The sequence below is a fragment of the Bacillus sp. FSL M8-0256 genome, assembly GCF_038005765.1.
GTDB classification, from domain to species: Bacteria; Bacillota; Bacilli; order Bacillales; family Bacillaceae; genus Bacillus; species Bacillus safensis.
This window is the reverse complement of sequence record NZ_JBBOTU010000001.1, coordinates 1,421,761-1,446,158: the sequence shown is the minus strand read 5'-3', so window position 1 is coordinate 1,446,158 and position 24,398 is coordinate 1,421,761. Positions and strand designations below refer to the sequence as shown.

Annotated in this window: 23 protein-coding genes and 1 pseudogene; 4 read left to right on the top strand and 20 right to left on the bottom strand. The window is 41.0% G+C overall.

The window, feature by feature from the left end:
- Window positions 1–132: 132 nt before the first annotated feature.
- Window positions 133–2,259, bottom strand: a complete 2,127-nt coding sequence (locus NSQ76_RS07265; RefSeq protein ID WP_034623338.1) for a peptidoglycan D,D-transpeptidase FtsI family protein — start codon at window positions 2,257–2,259, stop codon at window positions 133–135.
- Between the two features lie 337 nt (window positions 2,260–2,596).
- Here NSQ76_RS07265 and NSQ76_RS07260 point away from each other — a divergent pair, with 337 nt between their 5' ends.
- A complete protein-coding gene (locus NSQ76_RS07260; RefSeq protein WP_041116470.1) occupies window positions 2,597–3,391 on the top strand; it encodes a CAP domain-containing protein in 795 nt (264 codons plus the stop codon).
- Between the two features lie 61 nt (window positions 3,392–3,452).
- Here NSQ76_RS07260 and NSQ76_RS07255 read toward each other — a convergent pair whose 3' ends face one another.
- The 11 genes and pseudogenes from NSQ76_RS07255 to NSQ76_RS07210 all read right to left on the bottom strand — a co-directional run bounded on the left by NSQ76_RS07255 (window position 3,453) and on the right by NSQ76_RS07210 (window position 15,006).
- Window positions 3,453–4,325 (bottom strand): NAD(P)-dependent oxidoreductase, encoded by an 873-nt coding sequence (locus NSQ76_RS07255; protein ID WP_341053205.1) that lies wholly within the window; start codon window positions 4,323–4,325, stop codon window positions 3,453–3,455.
- 13 nt (window positions 4,326–4,338) lie between these two features.
- Window positions 4,339–5,124 (bottom strand): SDR family oxidoreductase, encoded by a 786-nt coding sequence (locus NSQ76_RS07250; RefSeq protein ID WP_224426309.1) that lies wholly within the window; start codon window positions 5,122–5,124, stop codon window positions 4,339–4,341.
- Between the two features lie 73 nt (window positions 5,125–5,197).
- Entirely contained in the window at window positions 5,198–6,145 is a 948-nt protein-coding gene (locus NSQ76_RS20955; RefSeq protein WP_376706571.1) for a methyl-accepting chemotaxis protein, read from the bottom strand.
- Window positions 6,137–7,159 (bottom strand): annotated as a pseudogene (locus NSQ76_RS20950) (HAMP domain-containing protein); the annotation flags it as partial. The gene NSQ76_RS20955 and the pseudogene NSQ76_RS20950, both read right to left, overlap by 9 nt.
- Before the next feature lie 113 nt (window positions 7,160–7,272).
- On the bottom strand, window positions 7,273–8,301 hold the full coding sequence (gene splB, locus NSQ76_RS07240) for a spore photoproduct lyase (RefSeq protein WP_024424698.1): 1,029 nt from the start codon (window positions 8,299–8,301) through the stop codon (window positions 7,273–7,275).
- A gap of 82 nt (window positions 8,302–8,383) precedes the next feature.
- Entirely contained in the window at window positions 8,384–8,626 is a 243-nt protein-coding gene (locus tag NSQ76_RS07235; protein WP_051683472.1) for a transcriptional regulator SplA domain-containing protein, read from the bottom strand.
- Window positions 8,627–8,726: 100 nt separating this feature from the next.
- Window positions 8,727–10,445: a phosphoenolpyruvate--protein phosphotransferase gene (gene ptsP / locus NSQ76_RS07230; RefSeq protein WP_024426847.1), complete on the bottom strand. Its 1,719-nt coding sequence runs from the start codon at window positions 10,443–10,445 to the stop codon at window positions 8,727–8,729.
- Entirely contained in the window at window positions 10,445–10,711 is a 267-nt protein-coding gene (locus tag NSQ76_RS07225; RefSeq protein ID WP_003211078.1) for a phosphocarrier protein HPr, read from the bottom strand. Before NSQ76_RS07225 ends, ptsP begins: the two co-directional genes overlap by 1 nt.
- 93 nt (window positions 10,712–10,804) lie before the next feature.
- Window positions 10,805–12,904, bottom strand: a complete 2,100-nt coding sequence (ptsG, locus tag NSQ76_RS07220; protein ID WP_341053200.1) for a glucose-specific PTS transporter subunit IIBC — start codon at window positions 12,902–12,904, stop codon at window positions 10,805–10,807.
- Between the two features lie 202 nt (window positions 12,905–13,106).
- A complete protein-coding gene (glcT, locus tag NSQ76_RS07215) occupies window positions 13,107–13,961 on the bottom strand; it encodes a glucose PTS transporter transcription antiterminator GlcT (RefSeq protein WP_024424695.1) in 855 nt (284 codons plus the stop codon).
- 55 nt (window positions 13,962–14,016) lie between these two features.
- The gene (locus NSQ76_RS07210; protein WP_277722039.1) at window positions 14,017–15,006 is read right to left on the bottom strand and encodes a LacI family DNA-binding transcriptional regulator; all 990 of its coding nucleotides are present in this window, start codon (window positions 15,004–15,006) and stop codon (window positions 14,017–14,019) included.
- A gap of 93 nt (window positions 15,007–15,099) precedes the next feature.
- Here NSQ76_RS07210 and NSQ76_RS07205 point away from each other — a divergent pair, with 93 nt between their 5' ends.
- On the top strand, window positions 15,100–15,243 hold the full coding sequence (locus NSQ76_RS07205; RefSeq protein WP_162842493.1) for a hypothetical protein: 144 nt from the start codon (window positions 15,100–15,102) through the stop codon (window positions 15,241–15,243).
- Between the two features lie 54 nt (window positions 15,244–15,297).
- Here the strand turns inward: NSQ76_RS07205 and NSQ76_RS07200 are convergent, their stop codons facing one another.
- The 6 genes from NSQ76_RS07200 to NSQ76_RS07175 form a co-directional block, all read right to left on the bottom strand.
- On the bottom strand, window positions 15,298–16,392 hold the full coding sequence (locus NSQ76_RS07200; protein WP_341053196.1) for a M24 family metallopeptidase: 1,095 nt from the start codon (window positions 16,390–16,392) through the stop codon (window positions 15,298–15,300).
- Window positions 16,393–16,496: 104 nt separating this feature from the next.
- Window positions 16,497–18,416, bottom strand: coding sequence for a heavy metal translocating P-type ATPase (locus tag NSQ76_RS07195; RefSeq protein WP_341053195.1), 1,920 nt, complete (start codon window positions 18,414–18,416; stop codon window positions 16,497–16,499).
- 289 nt (window positions 18,417–18,705) lie between these two features.
- On the bottom strand, window positions 18,706–19,194 hold the full coding sequence (gene stoA, locus NSQ76_RS07190) for an endospore biogenesis thiol-disulfide oxidoreductase StoA (protein ID WP_034623351.1): 489 nt from the start codon (window positions 19,192–19,194) through the stop codon (window positions 18,706–18,708).
- Between the two features lie 54 nt (window positions 19,195–19,248).
- On the bottom strand, window positions 19,249–20,565 hold the full coding sequence (locus tag NSQ76_RS07185; RefSeq protein WP_024424690.1) for a polysaccharide biosynthesis protein: 1,317 nt from the start codon (window positions 20,563–20,565) through the stop codon (window positions 19,249–19,251).
- A gap of 114 nt (window positions 20,566–20,679) precedes the next feature.
- Window positions 20,680–21,330 carry a cell wall hydrolase gene (locus tag NSQ76_RS07180; protein ID WP_025092333.1) on the bottom strand — a complete coding sequence of 217 codons (651 nt, stop codon included), beginning with the start codon at window positions 21,328–21,330 and terminating at the stop codon, window positions 20,680–20,682.
- A 307-nt stretch (window positions 21,331–21,637) separates the two neighbouring features.
- Window positions 21,638–21,832, bottom strand: a complete 195-nt coding sequence (locus NSQ76_RS07175) for a hypothetical protein (protein ID WP_024424688.1) — start codon at window positions 21,830–21,832, stop codon at window positions 21,638–21,640.
- Window positions 21,833–21,999: 167 nt separating this feature from the next.
- On the opposite strand from NSQ76_RS07175, the gene NSQ76_RS07170 reads away from it, so the two are divergent.
- Both NSQ76_RS07170 and NSQ76_RS07165 read left to right on the top strand, forming a co-directional pair.
- On the top strand, window positions 22,000–22,188 hold the full coding sequence (locus NSQ76_RS07170) for a YkvS family protein (RefSeq protein WP_003211747.1): 189 nt from the start codon (window positions 22,000–22,002) through the stop codon (window positions 22,186–22,188).
- Window positions 22,189–22,335: 147 nt separating this feature from the next.
- Entirely contained in the window at window positions 22,336–22,860 is a 525-nt protein-coding gene (locus NSQ76_RS07165; RefSeq protein ID WP_034623353.1) for a GNAT family N-acetyltransferase, read from the top strand.
- Between the two features lie 102 nt (window positions 22,861–22,962).
- Here NSQ76_RS07165 and NSQ76_RS07160 read toward each other — a convergent pair whose 3' ends face one another.
- A complete protein-coding gene (locus NSQ76_RS07160; RefSeq protein ID WP_024426840.1) occupies window positions 22,963–23,181 on the bottom strand; it encodes a hypothetical protein in 219 nt (72 codons plus the stop codon).
- Window positions 23,182–23,560: 379 nt separating this feature from the next.
- The gene (locus NSQ76_RS07155) at window positions 23,561–24,307 is read right to left on the bottom strand and encodes an SDR family NAD(P)-dependent oxidoreductase (RefSeq protein WP_341053192.1); all 747 of its coding nucleotides are present in this window, start codon (window positions 24,305–24,307) and stop codon (window positions 23,561–23,563) included.
- Window positions 24,308–24,398 lie beyond the last annotated feature (91 nt).

Here is a 24,398-nt window from a genome sequence, read left to right as displayed (position 1 = left end):
TTTTAGGGTTGTCCTTAGATTGATGTATAAAAAAGATTCGCTAGAAAACCCGTATTTTCCTTCTGTCATCGAGGGAAACGTCCATATTTTCAGCAAAAAGGGAGCACTTTCTGCTGCTGTGCTCCCTGCGGTTTATTGTTTTTCATATTTCTTTTGTAATTCAACGTACTTATCCACAATTTTACTCGGGATGTTTTTAATAACAGGATCCTTATCTGAGACATAAGGTGTCACGACACTAAACGCCACCTTTGGATTAGAAGAAGGATAATATCCTCCAAAGGTTAAGTTGTACGTTGAATTTCCCCACCAGCTGCGGTTGGCACCATAGTAGAACGTTTGCGCTGTACCTGTTTTTCCTGCGACATCATGCTGACCAAACCGGCCAGCGGCAGTTCCGCCTGTTGATGTGACCATTTTCAGTCCCGTTTTTACGCGGTCAATATCTGCTTTCGAGTTGTTAATCGTATTCAGCACTTTCGGCTCATATTTTTTTACGACTGGGCCTACTTCATCCTTCTTCGTTGGAAGATGAACACTTTTCACCACTCTTGGCTGAATACGGCTGCCTCCATTGGCGATCGTTGACATGTATTGCGCCACTTGAAGCGGTGTATACGTGTCATACTGACCAATTGCTTCATCAAGCAAGAGTCCGCCGACCGTCTTAGGATGCGTCTGCATCCCGCTTGATTCCTGCGGCAGATCGATCCCCGTTTTCACGCCAAGACCGAATTGCGCATAGTAGTTTCTCATTTTTTGTAAGTGCTCAGGCCTTGCAGGTAACGGACCATCCTTTTGATAGGTGATGCCCGCCATTCTCATCGCTACTTGGAACATGTAGACGTTGGAACTTTTTTGGAGTGCTTGAATGTCGTTAACCCATCCAAGAACTTTGTAAGACTGTTTCGGCTTTCCATTACTCCCTGCAAAATAGAGCGGTGTATCCATATAGGCTTGGTTGTGTGACATCCCGTCCTGATAACCGCCAAGTACTGTGGCTCCTTTGACAACAGAGCCCATTTCGTACTGGGTCGTAAATGTTCCGATCGCATAATCTGTGACGTCTCTGCCGTCCATTTTCTTGCCTGACATGGCGAGAACATCCCCTGTGTGAGGGTCCATCATGACGACAAAGGCACGATCCATCATATAGTTTCTCGCGCTGGCGGATCTAAGCTCTGATTCAACGATTTTGTCGACTTCCTTTTGCAGCTCCATATCAAATGTCAGCGCAAGATCAAGTCCTCTTCGTCCTTCTGTCCGCTTGATTTCATCGAGCAGCTTCCCGCCAACCTGTGTATATTGAACGGTCGCTTTCTCTGGGTTTAGAAAATCCTCGTATTGATATTCTAAATAGCTCTTCCCTACCCGGTCATTTCGCGAGTAGCCTCTTGCCATATAGTAATCTTCACGCTCTTTAATGATTCCTTGCTCTGGTGTAGTCACACCGCCAAGTACATTATAAAGGGTCTTTTCATACGGATATTTTCTTGTCCAGTCGTTGATGACGTTCACACCAGGCAGTTCATCAAGATGCTCTGAGACAAGTGAAATTTCTTCATATGTCAGGCTTACGGATGAAGTTTGTTTTGATTCTTTCGTTTCATCGAGTAAAGCCACTTTTTCGTCCCCTTTTTTCTCTTCGTTTGGGTTCATTGCCTTCACGATTTGGGGCTCAAAGGCATATCCGCCTGTAAATCTACGGTAGATCGCTGCAACAGCTTTTTCCTCTGCATCCTTTTCGATCGCTTTGACTTCTTTCTTTGGGACACGCTCTACTTGAAGCGGATAGACATCCTTTGCATCGATATCTTTTTTCTCCGCTTTTGAAATGAGTTTATCCGCTTCTTTCGGATGGCTCGCCAGCCAAAAATCTCGAATGTCACGCTCTCTCAAAAAATCAGTATCCATTTTTATATAAGTCGCAAGTTTTCTTGCTACCTTAATCTTATCCTTCGCTTTCACACCGCTTTCTGATGTATAAACGATGGCAGGTACACTTTCGTTATCAACGACGACTCTTCCTCTCGCGTCATACATTTTTCCTCTTGGAGACGGGTATGATGCTGTTTTGACCTCTGTTCGGTTGGCTTGCTTTTTATAATCTTCACCATTGACGATTTGCAGCACACCAAGCTTGATCACAAGTCCAGCAAATAAACTAAATACAGCGAAGAAAAAGAGATTAATTCTCCAGGCGTTCCGGCGCTTGATTTTTTTTTGCTCGGCAGCACCTTGATGCTGTTTCTCTCCCACTTATGTAGCTCCTCTCATCCTTTTCAATCTTTTACAATTACCACTCATTATTGTAACACTTTTGTAATAGTTGTTACAGCGAAACGAGCGAAAAAAAGCTGTCAATCCCTAATCTGCAAAAAAATATACTAACACTTTAAAATATTGGTATGTTTATGTCGTTTTCTTTAAATGGAAGAATTCCCTATCCTTTGATATGAAGCGGCTCTTACGATGACTTTAACAAAAATGACAAACTGGCATTGTCAATGGAGGATGCTGGTACGTTTATAACAAAAAGTCCATGGTATGATTTTTTGTGAGAAAACAAAACAAAGATTTTAGGAGGAGTTACAATATGAAGAAGAAATCATTCTTTTTTTCAGCGCTGACAGCTGCTGCACTCATCACATTCACTGGAGGACATTCAGCTGATGCGAAGGAGCTTAACCTGAAACAAGTAATAAATGTACAGCATCAAGCTATTGATCTTCATACACTAGCAGCAAAATTACATATCTCTTCAGATGTAAACAAGCTAAGCAAGTCGAATCAAAAAGAGATCGAAGCTCTATTAAACAAACTGATCAAAAGCGGTCAACCTGTTACAGGAACAAAAGTAGTAAAAGAAGTAAACAAAGCAAAACAAGAACAAAAACAAGAATCAGTGAAAAAACCAACTGCTTCTAAACCAAGCACTCCAGCAAAAGAAAACACAAGCAGCAACACAAAAGCTGACCAAAAAGACACAACCGCATCAAAAGCAGACAGCAGCTTAAATGCATTTGAAAAAGAAGTGGTTGAGCTTACAAATAAAGAGCGTGCAAAACAAGGCTTAAAGGCCCTTTCTGTTGATTCTAAATTAAGCAAATCTGCTCGCGCAAAATCTCAAGATATGAAAGATAAAAACTATTTCTCTCATACAAGCCCAACTTATGGATCTCCATTTGATCAAATGAAGCAATTCGGTATCACTTACAAATCAGCAGGTGAAAACATTGCCCAAGGTCAAAAATCTCCTCAAGAAGTTGTGACAGCATGGATGAACAGTGAAGGCCACAGAGCGAACATTTTAAACAAAAGCTATACACATATCGGTGTTGGTTATGTGAAATCTGGCAACTACTGGACGCAGCAATTCATCGGAAAATAATATCAAGAAAACCTGTCCCTATTTGGGACAGGTTTTTAGTTTGTTTTGAAGGTGCTGCAAACTATTTGACCCATAATTTATAGATGCTCTGGGTCCCGCTGTTTTCTTCGCCCTGTTCGCTCAGCTTTTCATAAAGGGACTTCGCAAGTGAGAGCCCTGGCATTTCTTCCCCCATCAGCTCTGCTTCTTCAAGTGCAATGCCCATATCTTTGATAAAATGCTTCACATAAAACCCTGGCTCGAAATCGCCTTTCAGCATTCTTGGTGCAAGGTTTGACAAAGACCAGCTGCCGGCTGCACCTGTTGTGATGCTTTTGAGCACCTGCTCTGGATCAAGCCCTGATTTTTCGGCATAAGCCATTGCCTCTGCGACACCGACCATTCCCGCTGCAATGGCAATTTGGTTACACATTTTTGTATGCTGACCGCTTCCTGCCGGTCCTTGATATTGAATGTTTTCACCCATTTGCTCAAATAGCGGCAGACAGGCTTCATAGGCTGACCTTTCTCCGCCGATCATAATGGCCAGCGTGCCATTTTGGGCTCCTATGTCTCCGCCTGATACAGGTGCATCTAATGTATATATACCTCTTTCCTTCGCTTTCAACTCAATTTCTTTTGCAAGCTGAGGCTTCGATGTTGTCATATCAATGAGATATGTACCTGGCGCGGCATGTGCCACAAGCCCATCTTCTCCTAAATAGATCTCTTCTACATCAGATGGATATCCCACCATTGTAATGACGGCATCTGCACTTTCTGCAATCTCCTTTACTGCCGGCTTCCATGATGCGCCTTTTTGAATCAATGCGTCTGCTTTTGCTTTCGTTCTTGTATAAACGATAACTTCATAGCCTGCATCCATTAAATGTCCTGCCATACTGCGACCCATTACACCGATTCCTATAAAACCAACTGTTTTGATTTGTGCCATCACTTGTTCCTCCTTAAAGAGACTTTGTCAATCCACCATCAATGATCAGTGTTTGACCTGTCATATATGTATTGGCTTCTGATAAAAGAAACACTGCATATGCTGCAAATTCCTCTGGCTGGCCGTAACGGCCAAGCGGGATCGCTTGTTCAGCCTGTGCTTTGATTTCTTCAACCGTTCGATTCTCTCTTTGTGCGCGGTGCTTCTCCAGCTGTTTCACACGGTCTGTTTCAATTTTTCCCGGTGCTAACGTATTAATCAAAATACCATCCTTTGCAAACTCCAAAGCGGCTGTTTTTGTCCAGCCGGCTATGGCCGGTCTAAATGTATTCGACAGCATCAAACCCGGGATCGGTTCTTTCACTGACATTGACGCAATATTTAACACACGTGCGCCGCGTTTTTTCAAATAAGGCAATGCCTCTTTTAATAATCGAATATAGCTGAGTAAATGAAGCTGAAATGATTCGATCCAATCTTCATCTGTTAAGGTGTCGAGCGTTCCTGTTTTAGGCCCGCCTGTATTGTTCACAAGAATGTCTAGACACTTCTCATCACCAGCCGCCGCTTGAACAAGCGCCTTGATTTGCCCGGCGTCAGATACATCACATACTTGATAAGTCAGCTGTCCTTTGACAAGCGGAGACAGCTCCTTGACTGTTTCTTTCAGCTTCTGTTCATGTCTTCCCGAGAGCATCACATCTGCTCCCTCTTTTGCTAGAGCAAAGGCAATCGATTTTCCGATACCTTGACTGCTTGCAGCTACCAATGCTTTTTTTCCAGTTAGATTGACATCCATGTCAACACCTCCTCTAGTTTATTTTATCATACAAAAAGAACCTTGCTCACATCACAAGGTTCCTTTCCGCTCATTACACCTTAAATCGGTCAACCGCCTGACGCAGTGCCTGGCTTGATTCGTTCAGCATTTCAGTTGAGGTTTTCGTTCTTTCTAACACTTGAACTTGTTCATCTGTAGACGCATGCACTTCCTCAGCTGAGGCAGCAGATTCTTCTGAAATGGCAGCAATACTTTGAATGGAGTCACTCATCTTCTGCTGCTCTTCTGTCATTTCATTAATCTGTGTATGAATGCTGTCGATTGAACCGACAAGTGCCTGCATTTCCATTGTGATACTGCTAAGTGCCTCACCGGTTGCATTGATGGCGGCACCTTGTTCCTCATTCATTTTACTTGCTGTTGTCATCGCTTCAGCCGCCTTCTTCGATTCATCTTGAATGAGTTTGACGGTTTCACTAATGTGTTTTGTTGACTGCGCAGATTGTTCAGCAAGCTTTCTCACTTCTTCTGCAACTACAGCAAATCCTCGTCCACTTTCTCCTGCTCTCGCTGCTTCAATGCTTGCATTCAGTGCAAGTAAATTCGTTTGATCCGAGATTTCAGAGATGGCGGTCACGACATTTTCAATATTTTTCGTTTTATGCTCAAGGTCTAGCAGCATTTGCTCAACCTTTTTCGATTCTTCACTCGCTTGTGTTGATTTTTGGACAAGCAAACCAAGTGCGTCAAGCCCTTTATAGCTTGCATCTTCAGATGATTTTGAGTTGGTTTGCATTTGTGAAGCGAGCTCACCCATATGGCGCACTTTCTCATACAAATACTCTGATTTTTCATTAATCGTTTCTGCATCTGATGCCTGCTTAGTCGCTCCTGTTGCCACCTCTTGAATGGCCGTTGCAATCTGTTCGCTAGACAGCAAAGTCTCATTTGAAATGTGGGTCACTTCATCCGCTGATTTCACAACTTGATCTGAAGCCCCTTTCACTTTTTCAATTAACTCCCTGATATCCTCGGTCATTTGATTAATGCTTTTCGTGAGGGAACCAATTTCATCTTGGGATTTCACTGCAAGCGTACTTGTTAAATCGCCTTCTGACACCTTACGCACATGCTCTATTAGACGCTTGATTGGCGTTGTAATGCTTCTTGCCAATAAGAAGCTGAGGATCATCGCAAGAATAATGGCAATGACGGAAATAATGATGCTTGTCTGATTCATTTGTTCTGTGATCCAAAGCAGTTTCTTTTTCTCAAAGCTGACACCAATCGTCCAATCAGCTTCTTTGATTTTAGATATGACCGTCAGTTCTTTTCTGTCATCAATACCTGAATTGTCGATCGCTTTTTTCACAGAAGCTACTTTTGATATGTTTTTTCCTTGCTCTGTTGGATGTGCTAAAATGGTTCCTTTGCCGTCAACTAAGAAAGCGGTACCCATATAAGGAATCTTTTGTTCCTTTATATAAGATTGAATGGAGGATAATTTCAAATCAAGTCCAGCGACCCCAACGACCTTTCCGTTTCTGACAATCGCCTTTGTGGCTGAGACGACCATTTCATTTGTTGCTTTATCGATATATGGATCAGTCCAAATGACTTCGTCAGGCTTTTCAGCTGATTGGATAAACCAATCTCGTTTAGATGGGTCATACCCTTCACCAAAATCGGACTCTGGGAAGGCGAACATTTTGCCGTCACTTGTTCCAATATAGGCAAGTGAAATAAGTTCATCCTGCTCCTGCAAGCCTTTTAGTTCATCGTTTTCGAAGACTAATGTTTGTTTTGTTTGTTTTTGCGCAAAATCTTCAGTAAGTGTACTAGTTGCCAGTTTATTAATTGTATCACTGTAATTATCAAGCTTTTGTGCAATGATGTCTCTCATGCTCTCTGCCGTTGCTGCTGTGGTGGTTTTTGCATCTCGTTCAATAAGTGGTGTTAATACTATGTTAGAACCCACTTGAACGGCCACGACGGTTAAAATTAAAATAACTGAGATGAAAACAGCTATTCTCACTTGAAGTTTCTTAAACATCTCATCACCCCTACATCTACTTTCACACCTTAATTTATATATCGGCAAAATGATACCGCATTCAATAGTTGTAAGAAAATTTAAATAGAAAAAACAAGCCGTATAGGCTTGTTTTAAGTAAAATATTCAATTTTTGCAGAAGGAAAGTACTGATCTATATATGACTCTAAAGTCTTTCTTAGTTCTTGTTCCTCATCTTTTTGATAGATATATTTTCCTATTCCGTATCTTCCCCACTTGTATCTTCTTTTTTCTTCGTCCAACTCTAATTTTGATTTTGGGTAGTTTTTTTGAATCACACGCTTTGCTGGTTTTGTAAAGCGATGCTGAATCATCTCAAAGGTGATATCGTCTCTCACATCTTCAGGAAGAGCTGCATCAAGCTTTTCAAAAAGAACTTTATATCCTTCCTGCCAGCCTTCATGGATATAGATTGGAGCAACAATAAAGCCTAGAGGATAGCCTGCCTTTGCGACCTTAACAGCCGCTTCAATCCGCTGATCTAGCGGTGATGTTCCGGGCTCAAAATATTTAATGACATAATCGGCATTGATACTAAAACGGAATCTTGTCCGGCCATTATGCTTTGCGTCTAACAGATGATCAACATGATGGAACTTCGTGACAAAGCGAAGCTTTCCTAAGTCGGTCTGCCCAAAGTATTCAATCGCTCGTTTGAGTGTATGTGTCAAATGGTCAATTCCTACGATGTCTGAAGTACATGATGCTTCAAATCTCGTGATATCCGGCGCCCGCTCGTTCATGTATTGCTCTGCCTGATCTAATATTTCTTCTACATTGACGTACGTTCGAATGTACGGCTTACTTCCCATTGTTGTTTGCAAATAGCAATAATGACAATGTCCCATACACCCTGTTGCAAATGGGATCGCATACTCTGCAGATGGTTTAGACGAGTCAAACTTTAATGTCTTCCTCACACCAATGACAAGCGTTGACTTCGCATTACGATACTTTTGCAAGTCATTTTTTCCCGGAATATTTCTGACCTGGTTGTGTGAAGTCGTTTCTCTTATTTCGATTCCCATACCCTCAAACTTTTCCTTCAGCTCTCGTCCTAACGGGTACTCTAACGCCCGGGGTTCAATGTAAACAAGCTGGGGAACGAAAGGTTTGATCATATTAAGCACATCCTTACCTTTAAGGTTTTCATACCGTTACTTTAACCGCACAGGATGGCTTTTATCCTTTCTAAAATCTCCCTTATTCAAACAAGTTTTGATAAAGAGCTTCTGCTTCTTCATATGTTGGAAACACAGCATCATCAGGTGCTAGTGGATGATACGTTTCAAGTAAAAAGAGGGCAAGCTCTTCATCGTTGTATGGATGTGAAACAATTTCTGCTTCTTTAATTTGTGCTACGTTTGCAGCATGTGGATTTCGATAAATCACATATACTTGATCACCCGGTTTGTAGTCTGAGAAAGGCAATCTGGTCACCTCCATTTTTTAATTATAGGGTGCCCTTCTCACTGCCCAATATGACTCAATATGATAAAATTCGACAAAAAAACCAGACAGTTTCACCTGTCTGGTTTTCATTCACTTAGTTCTGTTGAAACGTCTTCTTGACGAAATCAACCACTTCTTCTGTTGTGCTAAGTGATAAAATATGCTCTTTAAATGATGCAGCTTCTTCTTTAGAAAGCTTGCTTAGCTGCGTTCTAGCTGGAAGAATGGATGTTGCACTCATTGAGAATTCATCTAATCCTAATCCAAGTAGAAGCGGGATTGCGATTTCATCTCCTGCCATCTCACCGCACATGCCGACCCATTTACCCTCTTTATGCGCTGCTTCGATCACAAGCGTAATAAGACGTAAAATCGCTGGGTTGTAAGGCTGATAAAGATAAGACACTCGTTCGTTCATTCGATCAGCAGCCATTGTGTATTGAATCAAATCATTCGTTCCAATACTGAAGAAATCTACTTCTTTTGCAAATTGGTCTGCGATGACAGCTGTTGATGGAATTTCTACCATCATTCCGATTTCAATGGAATCAGAAACGTCTGTACCAGCGGCAACCAATGCTTCTTTTTCTTCAAGTAAAATGGCTTTTGCTTCTCTAAATTCTGATAACGTCGCGATCATAGGGAACATGATTTTCAAGTTTCCATATGTACTTGCACGAAGTAAGGCGCGTAGTTGTGTTCTGAAAATCTCCTGCTCTTCCAGGCAAAGGCGAATGGCTCTATAGCCAAGGAACGGGTTCATTTCTTTTGGAAGCTGCAAGTAAGGAAGTTCTTTATCGCCACCAATATCTAGTGTGCGGACAACCACTGCTTTCCCTTCCATCTTCTCTAAAACTGTTTTATACGCATCGAACTGCTCTTCTTCTGTAGGAAGCTGGTCTCTGCCCATGTATAAAAATTCAGTACGGTACAATCCAACTGCTTCGCCGCCATTTTCAAGTACACCTTTTACATCTTCAGGTGTTCCGATATTTGCAGCTAGCTCTACGTGAACGCCGTCTTTTGTAACCGTTGGCTGGTCAACAAGTTTCGCCCATTCCGCTTTTTGAGCTAAGTAGTCTTCATGCTTTTTTTGATACGCTTTCACTTCATCTTCAGAAGGCTGAATGATGACGTCGCCGCTAATACCATCCACAATGATCAGATCATCGTTTTTCACCGTTTTTGTTGCTTCTTTTGTCCCAACAACTGCTGGAATCTCCATAGATCTTGCCATGATCGCTGAGTGAGAAGTACGACCGCCGATATCTGTTGCAAAGCCTTTGACAAATTGTCTGTTCAGCTGAGCAGTATCAGAAGGTGTTAAATCTTCAGCAATGATGATGACTTCTTCAGAAATCATGCTTGGGTTTGGAATGTCAACGCCTAGCAAATGGCCAGTCACACGTTTCGTTACGTCGCGAATATCCGCTGCACGTTCCTTCATGTATTCATTGTCCATTGCTTCGAACATTGTGACAAACATTGTCGCTGTTTCTTTTAAAGCAAACTCAGCATTTACTTTATCAGATTTGATTTTATCCTTTACTGGGTTTAGCAGTTCAGGATCACTTAACACAAGAAGGTGGGCAGAAAAGATATCTGCTTTGTCTTGGCCAAGCTCTTTTAGCGCATGCTCTTTAATTGCTTCAAGTTCTTGTTTAGAAACATGAATTGCTTCTTCAAAACGCTTCACTTCTGTCTCTGGATCATTGATGTCTTTTTGGTGAACTGTTAAATCTGGTTCTTCCAGACGATACGCTTTTGCAATCGCAACGCCTGCTGAAGCACCGATTCCTTTCAGTTGTTGCATTACTCGCCTAGGCCTTCACTTTTCATTGTGTCTTTAAGCGCAGCAAGTGCATCATTTTCATCAGAACCAGAAGCAGAGATTGTGATTGTAGCACCTTTCGCAATTCCTAGAGACATTACACCCATAATAGATTTCAGGTTCACTGTTTTACCATTATATTCTAAGTTGATATCAGCATCATATTTACTAGCAGTTTGTACAAGAACTGTTGCAGGACGTGCGTGAATTCCAGAATCTGCAGTTACTTTGAATGTTTGTTGAGCCATTTTTATCAATCTCCTTTTTATACAATTAATACATCCACAATATTATATCATACTGCCGAGCTTGTCATCTAACAAGAACGGCAGTTATGAAAATTATTTTGAAATTTTCATGATGTTTTCTTGTCCAGCTTTGATTTCACCGGATGCTTGAAGGTCAATAAATTGTCCTTCACTTAAGTTGGTAAATACAATTGGAGTCATCAAAGATGGTACTTCAGACTTAATTTTATCAATATCAACCTCTAAAAGTTTTTGACCGATTTCTACTTGATCTCCCTCTTGTACAAATGCTTCAAACCCTTCTCCTTTGAGGCCGACCGTATCAATTCCGAAGTGGATCAAAATTTCAAGTCCACCATCAGATTGCAGGCCAATGGCGTGTTTCGTCGGGAACACATTTAAGATCTTCCCTCTTACCGGTGAAACAACCGTTCCATCTGTTGGCAAGATGGCGAAACCGTCACCCATCATTTTCCCTGAGAATACTTGATCTGGTACATCTGTAATTGGATGAAGCTCCCCTGTAATTGGTGAAGCAAAAATTTCTTCCCCTTGCTCATTTTGAAGCGGCTTTGCAATAACTTCTTCAACCTGCTGGCTGACTTCTTCTTTTGCAGAAGGGTCTTTCGCTGGACGAGGCGTGCGGCCTGCAATGATGTCCTGCATTTGTGTTTTTAAGTTATCAGAGCGCGGGCCGAAAATGGCCTGGATGTTGTTTTCTACTTCGAGAACACCAGAAGCGCCAAGCTTTTTCAAACGGTCTTTATCCACTTTCTTCTGATCATTCACAGTGACACGTAAACGCGTGATACAAGCATCCAGGTGCTTAATGTTTTCTTGATCACCCATTGCTTCAAGGATTTCATAAGGCAAGTCATTCCCTTTTTCAGACTTCGCCTCACTTGCTCCATCTGCTGCTTCATCCTCGCGGCCTGGTGTTTTCAGATTAAATTTGCGAATGGCGAATCTAAATCCGAAGTAGTAAATGACAGCAAGTACAAGACCTACTGGAATGACGAGCCACCAAGCGGTTCTATTCGGCAGGATACCAAATAGGAAGAAGTCGATTAACCCTCCTGAGAAGGTCATCCCGATTTTCACGTTTAGAATATCCATTATCATAAAGGATAATCCAGCGAATACACAGTGAATCGCAAATAATACTGGTGCAACAAACAAGAATGAGAATTCAAGCGGTTCAGTGATCCCTGTAAGGAAAGAAGTAAGGGCCGCTGATCCCATAATTCCTGCTACTAGCTTTTTATTCTTTGGTTTTGCTTCATGGTAAATCGCAAGTGCTGCTGCTGGAAGACCGAACATCATGAACGGATATTTCCCTGTCATGAATGTACCAGCTGTCAGCTGTACACCATCTTTGATTTGCGCCATGAAAATACGCTGGTCACCACGGACAAGCTCTCCTGATAAGCTCTTGTAGCTAAAGAACTCATACCAGAATGGTGAGTAGAAAATGTGGTGCAGACCAAACGGAATTAATGATCGTTCAATGACACCGAATACAAAGGCAGCCAGCGGCTCATTCGCTGCGAGCAGTCCTGTTGAAAATGAGTTCAGTGCACCTTGGATTGGCGGCCAAATGACTAGCATCAATAGCCCTAAAATAAGTGCTGAAATAGAAGTAACGATTGGAACAAAACGCTTACCAGCAAAGAAGCCAAGATATTGCGGGAGCTCAATTTTGTAAAATTTATTATACATATAAGCTGCTAATACCCCGACGATAATCCCGCCAAAAACGCCGGTAGACAAGGTCGGTATGCCGAGCATATTAATATATGCTGGATGGCTTTCCTTGAAGAACTTAGCCAGTTTGAGTGAATCGGATGGAATGGATCCGTTAGCCATTAATACGGCACTCATCGTGACGTTCATGACAAGGTAACCGATGATAGCGGCAATCCCTGCCACTCCGTCTCCATTGGCAAGACCGATGGCAACCCCTACAGCAAATAATAGCGGAAGATTCGAGAAGACGATGTTCCCCGCATTCTCCATGACACTTGCAACAAGCTGAATTGTATCATTGCTTAAAAATTGAGCTACATCAATCAGCTGCGGATTTTGCATCGCATTCCCAAGTGCCAGTAAAATACCAGCAGCAGGAAGGATCGCAACTGGAAGCATGAGTGCTCGTCCAATTTTTTGCAACACACCAAAAAGTGATTTAAACACTGGTTGAACCTCCTTTTGTTTTCGCTTACAACATACATTTAGGATGCTCCCTGACGTACATTTCATAATTAACCGTTTACATTTCACTTTCAAACGCAAAAAAAGGCATGGTGATATAAGGTTGCGCAAATAACAGGATCTTATCCTGTATTTACCTTAAGTCACTCATGCCTGATCGAATCAGTTACACGTTTCAAGGAAACTATGAAATTTTATTTGTCAATCTGTACAGATGAAGTGTCAGGTAGACGGCCTCAGCATCCTGTACAGGCTTTTTCAATGCATGCTGCAAAATTTTGATCATTTTCCAAGCAGTATTGTAGCATAAAGGATATTCATTTTTCAATAGATGAAGCAATTTTTCTGGCTCCTCTAATGATTCTCCCCGTTTAATACGCTCAATTGAAAACGTAATATGGCGTAATAAGCGTAAATAATGAATACTTTCTCTGTCTACTTTCATATGAAATGAATCTTCAATGACTTGAACCATTTGTGTAATGAGCTGCGAATGACGGTTCACTTCAGATAATGGCCGATTCGTCAAAGCTGAATGGATATGGAGCGCTATAAAGCCAATTTCTCCTTCTGGCAGCTTCGTTTCGACATCTGGCCGCTCGTTAATCAGTTCAACAACTTCCTTTGCAACCTCGTATTCTTTCGGGTAAAGCGATTGCGTCTCAAGCATAAAAGGGTTCGTGATATCATAGCCTTGCTGCACCCGCTTAAAACTAAACGCAATATGGTCGGTCAGTGCAACATGTATATGCTCATTCAATCGTTGTCCCATTTTTTCTCGTATATGATAAATGACGTCATTGGCAAGCTCGATCATGTTCTCATCAATATGATGAAGCAGTTGCTTATATTCTGTTTGTTCCTTCGTGTTTTTTAACACAAACATTTTTTCAAACACGTCTTGATCGAGAAGATCCCCCGATTTTTTACCGAAGCCGATCCCTTTCCCAATCAGAACCACTTCGCCCAAAGAAGGGTGTCTTGCGATGATGACATTATTATTTAACGCTTTATCAACGGTGAAGGATTCCATGAACATCCCCACCTCCTTCTTATTCAATCCCTCTTATCGTACAAAACAGATGAAACGTGCGTCAACGATTGTTTTTCAAAACGGTTGTTGTTCGCTCAATCAGGCGAAATGGCAGCATTCTTTTTTCTGATTTCTCTCCCTTTAATGCCCGGTCAAAAAGGTCAAACGCTTCCTGTCCCATTTGTTTGAGGGGAATATGAATGCTGGAAATCCCCAAAACCTCACTTAATTGGTTATTTTGAAAGCTGAGTATGGCTGGTGATTCTCCTACTTTTATGTCATGACGCTGCGCCTCTAATAAAAAGCCGGCAGAGACTTCGTCATTTGTAATAAATAAAGCTGTAGGACGATTTTTCATTTCCTGCCATTCTGCAAATAATTGCTTCCCATCAAGCAGGGATAACTTCCCTTCGATGATCCACTTCTCATCAATGGTCTGCCCGAGCGATTGCATCATGTCTTGATAAGCCTGAAGTCGCGACTCGCTATTCGCTCCTTCTGTTCTGGCGAGAACGATCGCAATTCGTTGATGGCCGCATGCCGCCAAATGATGCAGGCCTTCCTTAAATGCTTGATCATGCGCAATCGACACGGTTGAGCATTGATCGTGCGGCGCAGGATGACAAAATATAATCGGCCCTGATTCCTGCCACTTTAAAATGTGACCATCACTTAACGCATTTGAACAAAATATTAAACCATCCACACGGCGCTCTTTTAAACTCATTAACGCTTCTTTTTCTTTTAATGGGTCATATCCTGTTTGAAATAAAGCAAAATGCATGCCGCGCGCCTGTGCTTTTTCTGCAATACCTGTGACGAGTGCGCTGAAATAAGAGTGTTCAATGTTTGGAAGGACGATGCCAAGCATATTCGAATAGCCCTTCGCTAAATGGACCGCCTGGATGTTTCTCGTATACTTGAGCTCTTTCATCGCTTGTAGAACACGTTCTCTTTTTTCTTCTTTAACATAAGGATGCTCATTCAACACACGTGATACGGTTGTCACAGATACGCCCGCTCTTTTCGCAATCTCCCTTATGTTTGCCATTTTTTCTCCTACTTTCTCTTGATATGGTAAGCGTTTCATACTTTAAGATGTATGTGAGCTGAACAAATCACTGGATGGAAAGGGGAATTCAAGATGGGTTTCATCATATGGATTATATTATGTATGACTGTTTTGTTTTCTGCTCGTTTTGCATTACATCCTTTAGGAAAAGAACATAAAATCAAACCGTTTCAATCAATTGATGATTTTTTTGTTGATAAGGATCGAGAAGAGTGATAAAAAATCACGATGACACTTCCAAGACCTGGACGTTCATCGTGATTTTTTTCATTACTTGATGATCGTCAGCTCTTTCGGATAATTGGTTAAGGTGACTGGACCATCTGCCGTAATGAGAACATCATCTTCAATTCTTACGCCGCCGACTTCTGGGACATAAATTCCTGGTTCAATCGTATACACCATACCTTCTTGCAGAAGATCGTCATTTGCCTGACTCATAGAAGGAAACTCATGAACAGAAACCCCTAACCCATGTCCGAGGCGATGAGGGAAATATTCACCATATCCCGCTTCTGTGATCAGCCCGCGGGCTTTTAAATCAAGATCACCGATTCTCACGCCGGGCTTACTCATTTCAAGAGCTGCCATTTCTGCATTTAAGACGGTTTGATAGATGTCCTTTTGCTTTTCAGAAGCTTCCTGATAGATAAATGTTCTTGTGATATCTGAGCAATATCCATCGACAATGACGCCAAGGTCAAATAACACAAAATCACCTTTTTTTAAGGCTGTCTGTCCCGGATTTCCATGAGGCTCGCCCGATTTTTCACCAAAGAGAACCATAGTTGAAAAGGACATACCTTGAATGCCTTTTTTCTTTAGTTCATATTCTATGACAGCGAGCACTTCTGTTTCTGTGACTCCTTCTTTTAAGGCGTTAACCCCAATTTTTACACCTTCATCTGCCAATTGAGCCGCTTTTTTGAGTGTAGCAATTTCAGATTCATCTTTAATCAGTCTGAGCTGATTGAGCGCATCTTCAGCCCGGACGAACGTTTCTGCCCCGGTAACAGCTTGGAGCTGTTCTGCTCTTTGAAGTGGAATCGATTCTTTTTCAATCGCAAGACGCGCCGTTTGAATACCGCGTTTTTCTATCGCTGATTGAATGAAATCAAATGGATTCTCATGATCTTCATATCCAATAATATCGCCGGACCATCCTGCATTTTTTGCCTGCTCAACTTCCATTTTAGGCAAAATAAAAAATGGTTCTGCCTCTTGGAACACAAACAGCCCCATCACTCTTTCATGCGGCTCTGTGAAGTATCCAGATAGATAAAACACATTTTCCTTTGTATGTATAAATGCACCTTGAATGTCTTCTTTCTTAAGCCAAGAAGACAAGCTCTTCATTCGGTTCATCATGATCCTCCTCACACGTTTTACTACTGGTCTATTGTATCAGTTTTTGCTTTATTTCGCACAAAAGCGCACTGGCATGAATCCAGTGCGCCCTGATGATTGATTTAAGATGCACGAAGCAGACGCAGACCATTTAAAATGACCAAAATCGTACTTCCTTCATGCCCGATGACACCAAAAGGCAAATCAAGCACTTGTAAGAAATTCGCACAAATTAACAGACAGATCACCGTTAATGAGAAAATAATGTTTTGCTTAATGATTCGATTCATTTTTCTTGAAAGACGGATCATCTTTGTTAGGTTATTTAAATTGTTCTTCATTAAGATGAGATCCGCTGTTTCTAAGGCAACATCTGTGCCTCCGCCCATCGCAACCCCAACATCTGCTGTGGCAAGCGCTGGTGCATCATTGATTCCGTCTCCTACCATGATGATTGAATTACCTTGTTTTTTTAATTGATTGACCTCATGTACCTTTTCATCTGGAAGACATTCAGCCACTACGGTTTGGATGCCGGCTTCCTGCGCAATCGCTTCAGCCGTTTTTTGCTGATCTCCTGTCAGCATGACGGTCTGGATGCCTAAATCATTTAGTTCTTGAATCATTTTTTTGGCTTCAGGTCTGATTTGATCCTTAAGGCCAAGACAGCCAACAACTTTTTCATCCTTTTGAACGTAGACCACTGTGTATCCTTGCGCTGAAAGGTCATCACCTGTCTCTTCAATCTCGCGGTCGATTGACGCCTTACCCGCAAAGTCTTTCTTCCCAATCCGCCACGTTTCTCCATTTAATTGTGCTTTCACACCAAATCCAGAGGTTTCTTCAATGGTGACATGGACTGTTCTTTCTGTTTGGTGCTCTTTTGCCATATCAGAAATTGCTTTCGCTAATGGGTGGTTTGATTGACTCTCAATTTGATAGAGTGCCTGGTAAAAAGCAGATTCATCCTGCCCTTCCGTCATGACAACTTGTTCTACGGCTGGCTTCCCGCTTGTAATCGTCCCCGTTTTATCAAAAGCAATCATACTGCTTGTGCCTAGTTTTTCTAAAAAGACACTTCCTTTGACAAGCATTCCATTTCTTGCGCCATTTGAGATCAATGACAGTGCGGCTGGCATAATGGATGCAACTAGAGCACAAGGTGAAGCAACGACCATAAACACCATTGCCCGGTAGAAGGTTTCACTCATACTCCAGCCGAGGACAAAATGAGGCAGAACCATTAAAATCGCGACGGTGATCAGCACACCTTTTACATAGGCGCCTTCGAATTTTTCGATAAATGCTTGGCTTGGCGAAACACTTTCTTGAGCGGATTCAACAAGTTTAATAATTTTATGGAATAACGTTTCTTCATTATGTTTCGTGACTTCCACTGTTAAGGAACCATTTAAATTCACAGTTCCTGCAAATACGTCTTCCCCCTGCCCTTTTTCCTGTGGAATAGATTCGCCTGTGAGGGCAGATTCATCCACACTTGTTCTCCCGCTTAAAATGACACCATCTGCTGCAATACGTTCCCCAGCTTTGACCATAATCCGGTCACCTGGTGTTAATGATGAAGCGGCGATTTGAATGGTCGTACCGTCTTCTTCAATTAAAGTTGCTTCATCTGGTGCAATGCTCATTAATGCTGTTAAATCTTTCTTGCTTTTATTTGACGTATACGTTTCAAGCGCACCACTCAGTGAGAAAATAAAAATTAAGATAGCGCCTTCTGCCCAATAGCCGATTAGAGCTGAGCCTATTGCTGCGAAAATCATTAAAAGTTCCACATTCAAGGTCTTCGACGAAATCGTTTCTTCAATTCCTTCCTTCGCCTTTGCAAACCCTCCAATAACAAAAGCTAGGATGAAAAGAGGAATGCTCCACATGCTCTGATCCTTTAGAATCCATCCAATTAAAATGAGAATCCCCGAGATACCTGCTGCAATTAATTCTCCGTGCTGAGCCCATTTATGTAAGGACCATTTCGATTCCTTTTGATTTGTCGTTTGATAAAGTGCTGTATTCTCATTCATGATTGTTTTCTCCTCTCTAATTGATAATCGTTTTCACATTATCAATCGTTACCCGTTTCTTTTTCCATCTATATTTTCTGCTATTTCAAGCTTTTTATTGGTCTGTAACTCATTATAACAGGTTCTGATCAATTTTCAATTAATAATTATTATAATTTCTTTTTGATAATAATTATCATTATTGATATAGATCGTTCCGTCTTCTTCTGAGCACATTGTATTCAGATGAAAAGCAAAGGAACACAAAAAAGAACCAACAGAATTGGTTCTTTCACATAAAGGATTTGTTCTACGGATTTGTCCACTCTTTGATTTGTTTTTTCGTCAGTGGACCTACATGATTTTTCACCACTTCTCCTTTTTCGTTAATCAAAAAGGTCGTTGGGATGGTGATGATTTGATATTTCTTCATCATTTCTCCGTGTTCATCTAGGATGATCGGGAATGTAAACCTTCTGTCTTTCACAAATTGGGCAACAGCATGTTTACTTTGTTCAGCACCTAGTAAATTCACGGTCAATATGTCAACATCACTCTGATTTTCTTTCACAATCTGTTCAAATTCGGGCAGCTCCATTTTGCAGGACGGGCACCATGTTGTCCAAAAATGCAAAATGGTCTTTTTCCCTTTTTCGGGAACCATCTGCATGTCACCATTTAATGTCGGCGCCTCTATCCTTGGCGCCATCACAGGCTCTTTTGCTTCTGCTACTGCGCTCATGAGAAATAGAAGCACGCTCATCATCAGAAGACTGGCGGGTAGATGTTTACGATTCATCAGGATCTTCCTTCCCAGTTTTCTTATAGCTTGCCCTCTCGATGACGATGACATTCAAGCTTTTTTCAATGTAAGAAACATTGAAACGCCGAGCTCCTTACAAATCGTCGCATAATGCAGCGCAGTCAAAAGTAGCATGCCTGTGTTCATCCCTAAAATGACCCCCATCATATTCAAGCTTTCAATTGAACCAAGGAAATACACCATAGAAAAAGAGACGACATGCACCCATATATTATGTAGGAACACATCTTTGATGAGCCCCATTCCGATTAAACATGCTTGAAACGGCATCACAAACAGATGGCATAAAAAGTATGGCCAAAGCAGCTGTAAATAGACAGCAGCTTGCGGTGAATCAAAAAAAAGCTGTGTGAGCGGGTAAGCAAAATAATACATCACCATCACTGCCGGCACCCCATATCCAAACGTTATGAGAATCGCCTGTCTAACACGTTTTTTCACAAGATCATACTGGCCTAAAGCATAGGCTTCAGAGACACTCGGAATCATCACAATCATGATGGAATGAGCGATAAACGCCGGGAAAAAACCGATCGACATTGCGACACCAGCCAGCATGCCGTAATGATCAACAGCAAGTGTTCCAGAAATGCCTGCTGCCACGAGCGCTCCTTTGATTAAAAATGGTTCAACCGCATTGGCAATCGCATGAAAGATGCGCATGCCCGTTGTCGGAATGGAAACGGCTAATAGGCGCTTTCGCACATCACTTCCTCTTAATTCAACAGACCTGACATTCACAGCATTTTTTGCCATGACGTATTGGGAGTATAAATAAATAAAGACAACAAGATCACTCGCAACAATGACACCAATGGCGATGAGTACTGCTGTTTCAATATCAAACGAATACCAATGAAAAAACAAAAACAAGCAGATAAGCTGGATCGTTTTCTTCAGCATATTGGCTAAAGCAATTCTGCCCATTTGCTGCTTTCCCATAAAATAGCCGCGGGCAATGGAGGTAAACGCAATAATCGGGATAAGTGACAGCACTAGGCCCTTCATCAGCGGATGATACGACTGAAACACTGGAATGAAAGGCAGTACAATGGCTGCTATAGCTGTTGTTGTACTTGTCACCACAAGTGTCATTTTAAAGGCATGACGGAGCATGCTTTTGTGGAGACGTTCATGTGATTCTGCAATGAATTTAGAAATGGAGACTGGCAGCTCTAAACTGGCGATCACAAGGACAAGCATGATGATTGGAAGGATACTCATATATAAACCCATTCCATGTTCTCCAAGCTCTCTCGCTAAAATCATATTGACTAAAAACTCTATACACTCCGCAATAAAAGCTGCGACAGATAGCAGAATGACCCCTTTTACAAATCGATTCATGTAGCCTCCCCTTGTCTAAAGCAAATTCTTTTCACATTCTATGAGACAAGTCCAAAAAATATTTTAATAATTGAAGACAAAAAAAAGAGCAATCTCATTGATCGCTCTTTTTCTTTATACGGCAAACACGTGACGTCCGATGCGTTCTACAATTTTGCGGGAACGAATCCAATGATCTGTTGCCGTTTTTGGATTATAAAAATAGATAGCCTTTGTTGTTCTGTCATGCTCTTTTACTACCTGCTTCACCGCTTTAATGGAATCTTGATCTGCCTTATCATGAATGCTTCCATTTGATACTGGCTGGAAGGCATTTCGCTGATAAATCACACCTTTAACGCTGTCAGGAAAAGAACGATGCTCCACCCTGTTTAAAACAACGCTTGCCACCGCTTTTTTCCCTTCGTAAGATTCACCTTTCGCTTCAGCATGTACCAATCGAGAAAGCAAATCCATTTCTTCATTAGAATACTGTTTGCCGCTTGCCTTATTCGTCGTTTCAGATTTTACTTTTTTCTTTTGCTTCGGTTTTGAAGACTTTTCTTCTGTTGACGTACTTAGCAATTTCACTTTTGGCTGACGCTTTTCTTCAGAAAATGCCGGGATGACTTGATCGTGGTCTTGATCTATATATGAAAGCTGATGTTTAACAGGTGCTTGTGAAAGTTCGTGACTTAATGTGCCATGCTGCTCTTGTATATTGTCCATCTTCATTGCTGCAACGAGCATAAGGATGACAAAAAGAGCTGTATGAATTTTAATCATTCGCCTTTTTCCTCCTTTAATCAAAAGTAGGCTGTAAGATACTTGTCCACTCTAACAAGAGCTCATTCTATTTTCACGCACAAAGATTTACATGCCTGTCCAAATTCCGTCATTAAATGGCATGTCCTAGTTGAGCGCACATAAAATGGAATTGTTAGCGCTTAAAAAGATCCCTTTTTCACCTATCATCATCCTTATGCTCCTGATTATGGGTTATTACATTTTCTTTTCATATGTATCAGAGTGGTTTGAAGTGTGACAAAAGAACGAAAATAAAAAAGCTTTCTCTCATCAATGAGAAAAAGCTTTAGCTTCTTGCTTCTGTAAGATATTCAAAAATAACATCTCCACCATGTTTGGCGATCCCGCGAAAATGTTTAAAATCATCTTGATTCACCAAAACAGAACGAAACGTTAAAAAGTCATCTTTTTGGATGGTCACCTGTTTTTCCGTCCCATTCCGTAAAGATTCGAGGATGGTGAGGATTTGTTCTTCAGTCAAAAAAACCGCTCCTTTTCAGCCATGATCAATTATTAAATATACCATTCGTTAGAAGAGCATACAACGAAAACAAAACAAAAACGTCTTTATCCTTTACATTGGTATGAAAATATTGCAAAATACTTTTTAATAGGGAATGAAATCTGTTTTTAAAGGAGAGGGATCGGTTGAAGATTGCAAAAATTGGAAATGTGATCGAATTTAGAAATGGTTTAACAGGTGTAGTTGAAAAAGTGAATGAAAACTCTGTCATTGTGGATGTCACCATTATGGACAACTATAGAGATTTAGAACTGGATTCACTAACAGTCGTTAATCATAAAAACTATAAAATCATCAAAGACTCCGTACATTAATTTGCAATCCTCAATTCAGACGATCGGTACATACGAAGCAAAGCTAATCACGATTTGGCCAAATGGTGAAAGCTATTTCAATACCCTTCTTTTTCATTTTAAAAAATGATGAGATGCAGTATTAGCTCTAGACAGGAGAAAACTAATATGCAAAATTCCAATGATATCATTGTACGTTTTGGAAAAATGGAAGATGCTGAAATGACTTTAGAAATACAGAAATCTGTTATTGCTGAATCAGATTATCTACTTACATCGCCTGAAGAAAATAAAAAAACCCTCTTAGAACACAGGGAATGGATACAGAAAAGAATAGAAAATGAAAATGAGACGTACATAGTTGCTCAAACTGATGAAAAAGTCATTGGATGGATAGCCTTTGAACATTCATCAAATAGAAAAAGAACTTCCCATACGGGTTCTTTCGGGCTGATGGTGCATAAGAGCTATAGAGGTTTAGGCGTAGGGGAAATGCTGCTAACAGCATTATTACATTGGGCAGAAAAGAACCCTTCAATTGAAAAGGTTAGTTTAGCCGTTTTCTCAACAAATCAAAAGGCCATTTCTTTGTACAAAAAGATGGGGTTTATAGAAGAAGGACGTAAAATAAAAGAATTTAAAATAAATGATCATGAATACTGGGATGATGTTTTAATGTATAAGCTTGTTTAAAGCTGTGAAAACGAATTGCAGAAGTAAGGACATAATATCAATTGAGTCATCAATTTGTTATGTCCTTTTCTTATTTTTACCTTACTCCATATGAAGAAAGCATCAATCTCTTTTCATATGAAAGGTTTGCATTTCCGCCTTCGTCTTGTACATCTCGACTTCCTCGGGTGTGATCACTCCTTTATCAATCAAGAGGGCAATCACTCCAAGCAATGTGGAGGCACTCCATTTATACCGTTCTTTGTTTTGATGTTCAAGCATTTGAAGCTCTTCCTTTAGTTCCATTAGCAGCTGCTCTGCCCGCTCTTCTTTGTTTGCCAACTCAAACGCCTCCGTTTATCATTCATTGCCTCTATTTTATCTTACATCAAATGAGATAAGCAAAAAAAGCATGATCCCTATTTACAAACATACGTTCTGTCATGTATAATATGTTTACGAGCTGGTAGCCCCCAGCCGTCCTAGCAAGTTCTATTCCCATTCGTATGAGAAGAGTGACATGACTCTTCTCTTTTTTTTATGGTTGATTCGCAAAAAAAGACATGCATCCGGCATGTCTTTTCCTTTTTTCTCATTTTACATATCCATCATCAAACTTAGTTTGCAGCATTTATGGTTACCCAGGACATAAGGAAAACGACTTTTTTATACGACTCAAGGAAAATCCATTAAGGACGATTTGTAATCCCTTCGCAGTGAATTATACCTGTGCTAGCCCGCCATCTACGAACAATTCAACACCCGTCAAGTAACTGCTTTCGTCTGATGCAAGGAAAGATACAGCGTTTGCTACTTCTTCAGGTGTCCCAACTTTTCCAACTGGAACAGTATTTCTGGCATTTTCCATCGCTCCTTCAAGTGCATCACCAAAAAGCTCATCGTATGCAGGTGTAAGAATCACTCCTGGACTTACCACATTTACACGAATTTCAGTACCTTTTAGGTCAAGAATCCAGTTGCGAACTAGTGCTCTTAATGCTGCTTTAGATGCTCCATATACACTAAATGCTGGGTTGCCAATTGATCCAGCAGTAGAGCCCGTTACAATAATAGAACCTACTTTGTCCGGGAATAGTGATAGCGCTTTTTGAACAGTAAAAATGGTTCCTTTCACGTTAATGTCGAACGTTCTATCAACCTGCTCTTCAGTAATTTCACCTAATGGAAGGAAGTTGCCAATGCCTGCATTAGCAAAAAGGATGTCCAACTTACCTTTTTCCTGCTTTATCATGTCATATAGTTTGTCTAAGTCTTCAAGCTTAGAAATATCACCTTGAACACCGGTTACGTTCTTGCCAATTTGGTTAACAGCTTTATCAAGTTCGTTTTGTCTACGTCCCGTGATATAAACATATGCACCTTCGTTTACCAATTTTTGTGCTGCAGCAAGACCAATCCCACTTGTTCCACCCGTTACAAGCGCTATTTTACCTTCAAATTTCCCCATACTTAAACACTCCTTTAGAATTCATATTATTTTATGTCTAGTACCTTTAAGTACTTGAAGAACAACTTACAAGTAATAGTATCCTTCAGTA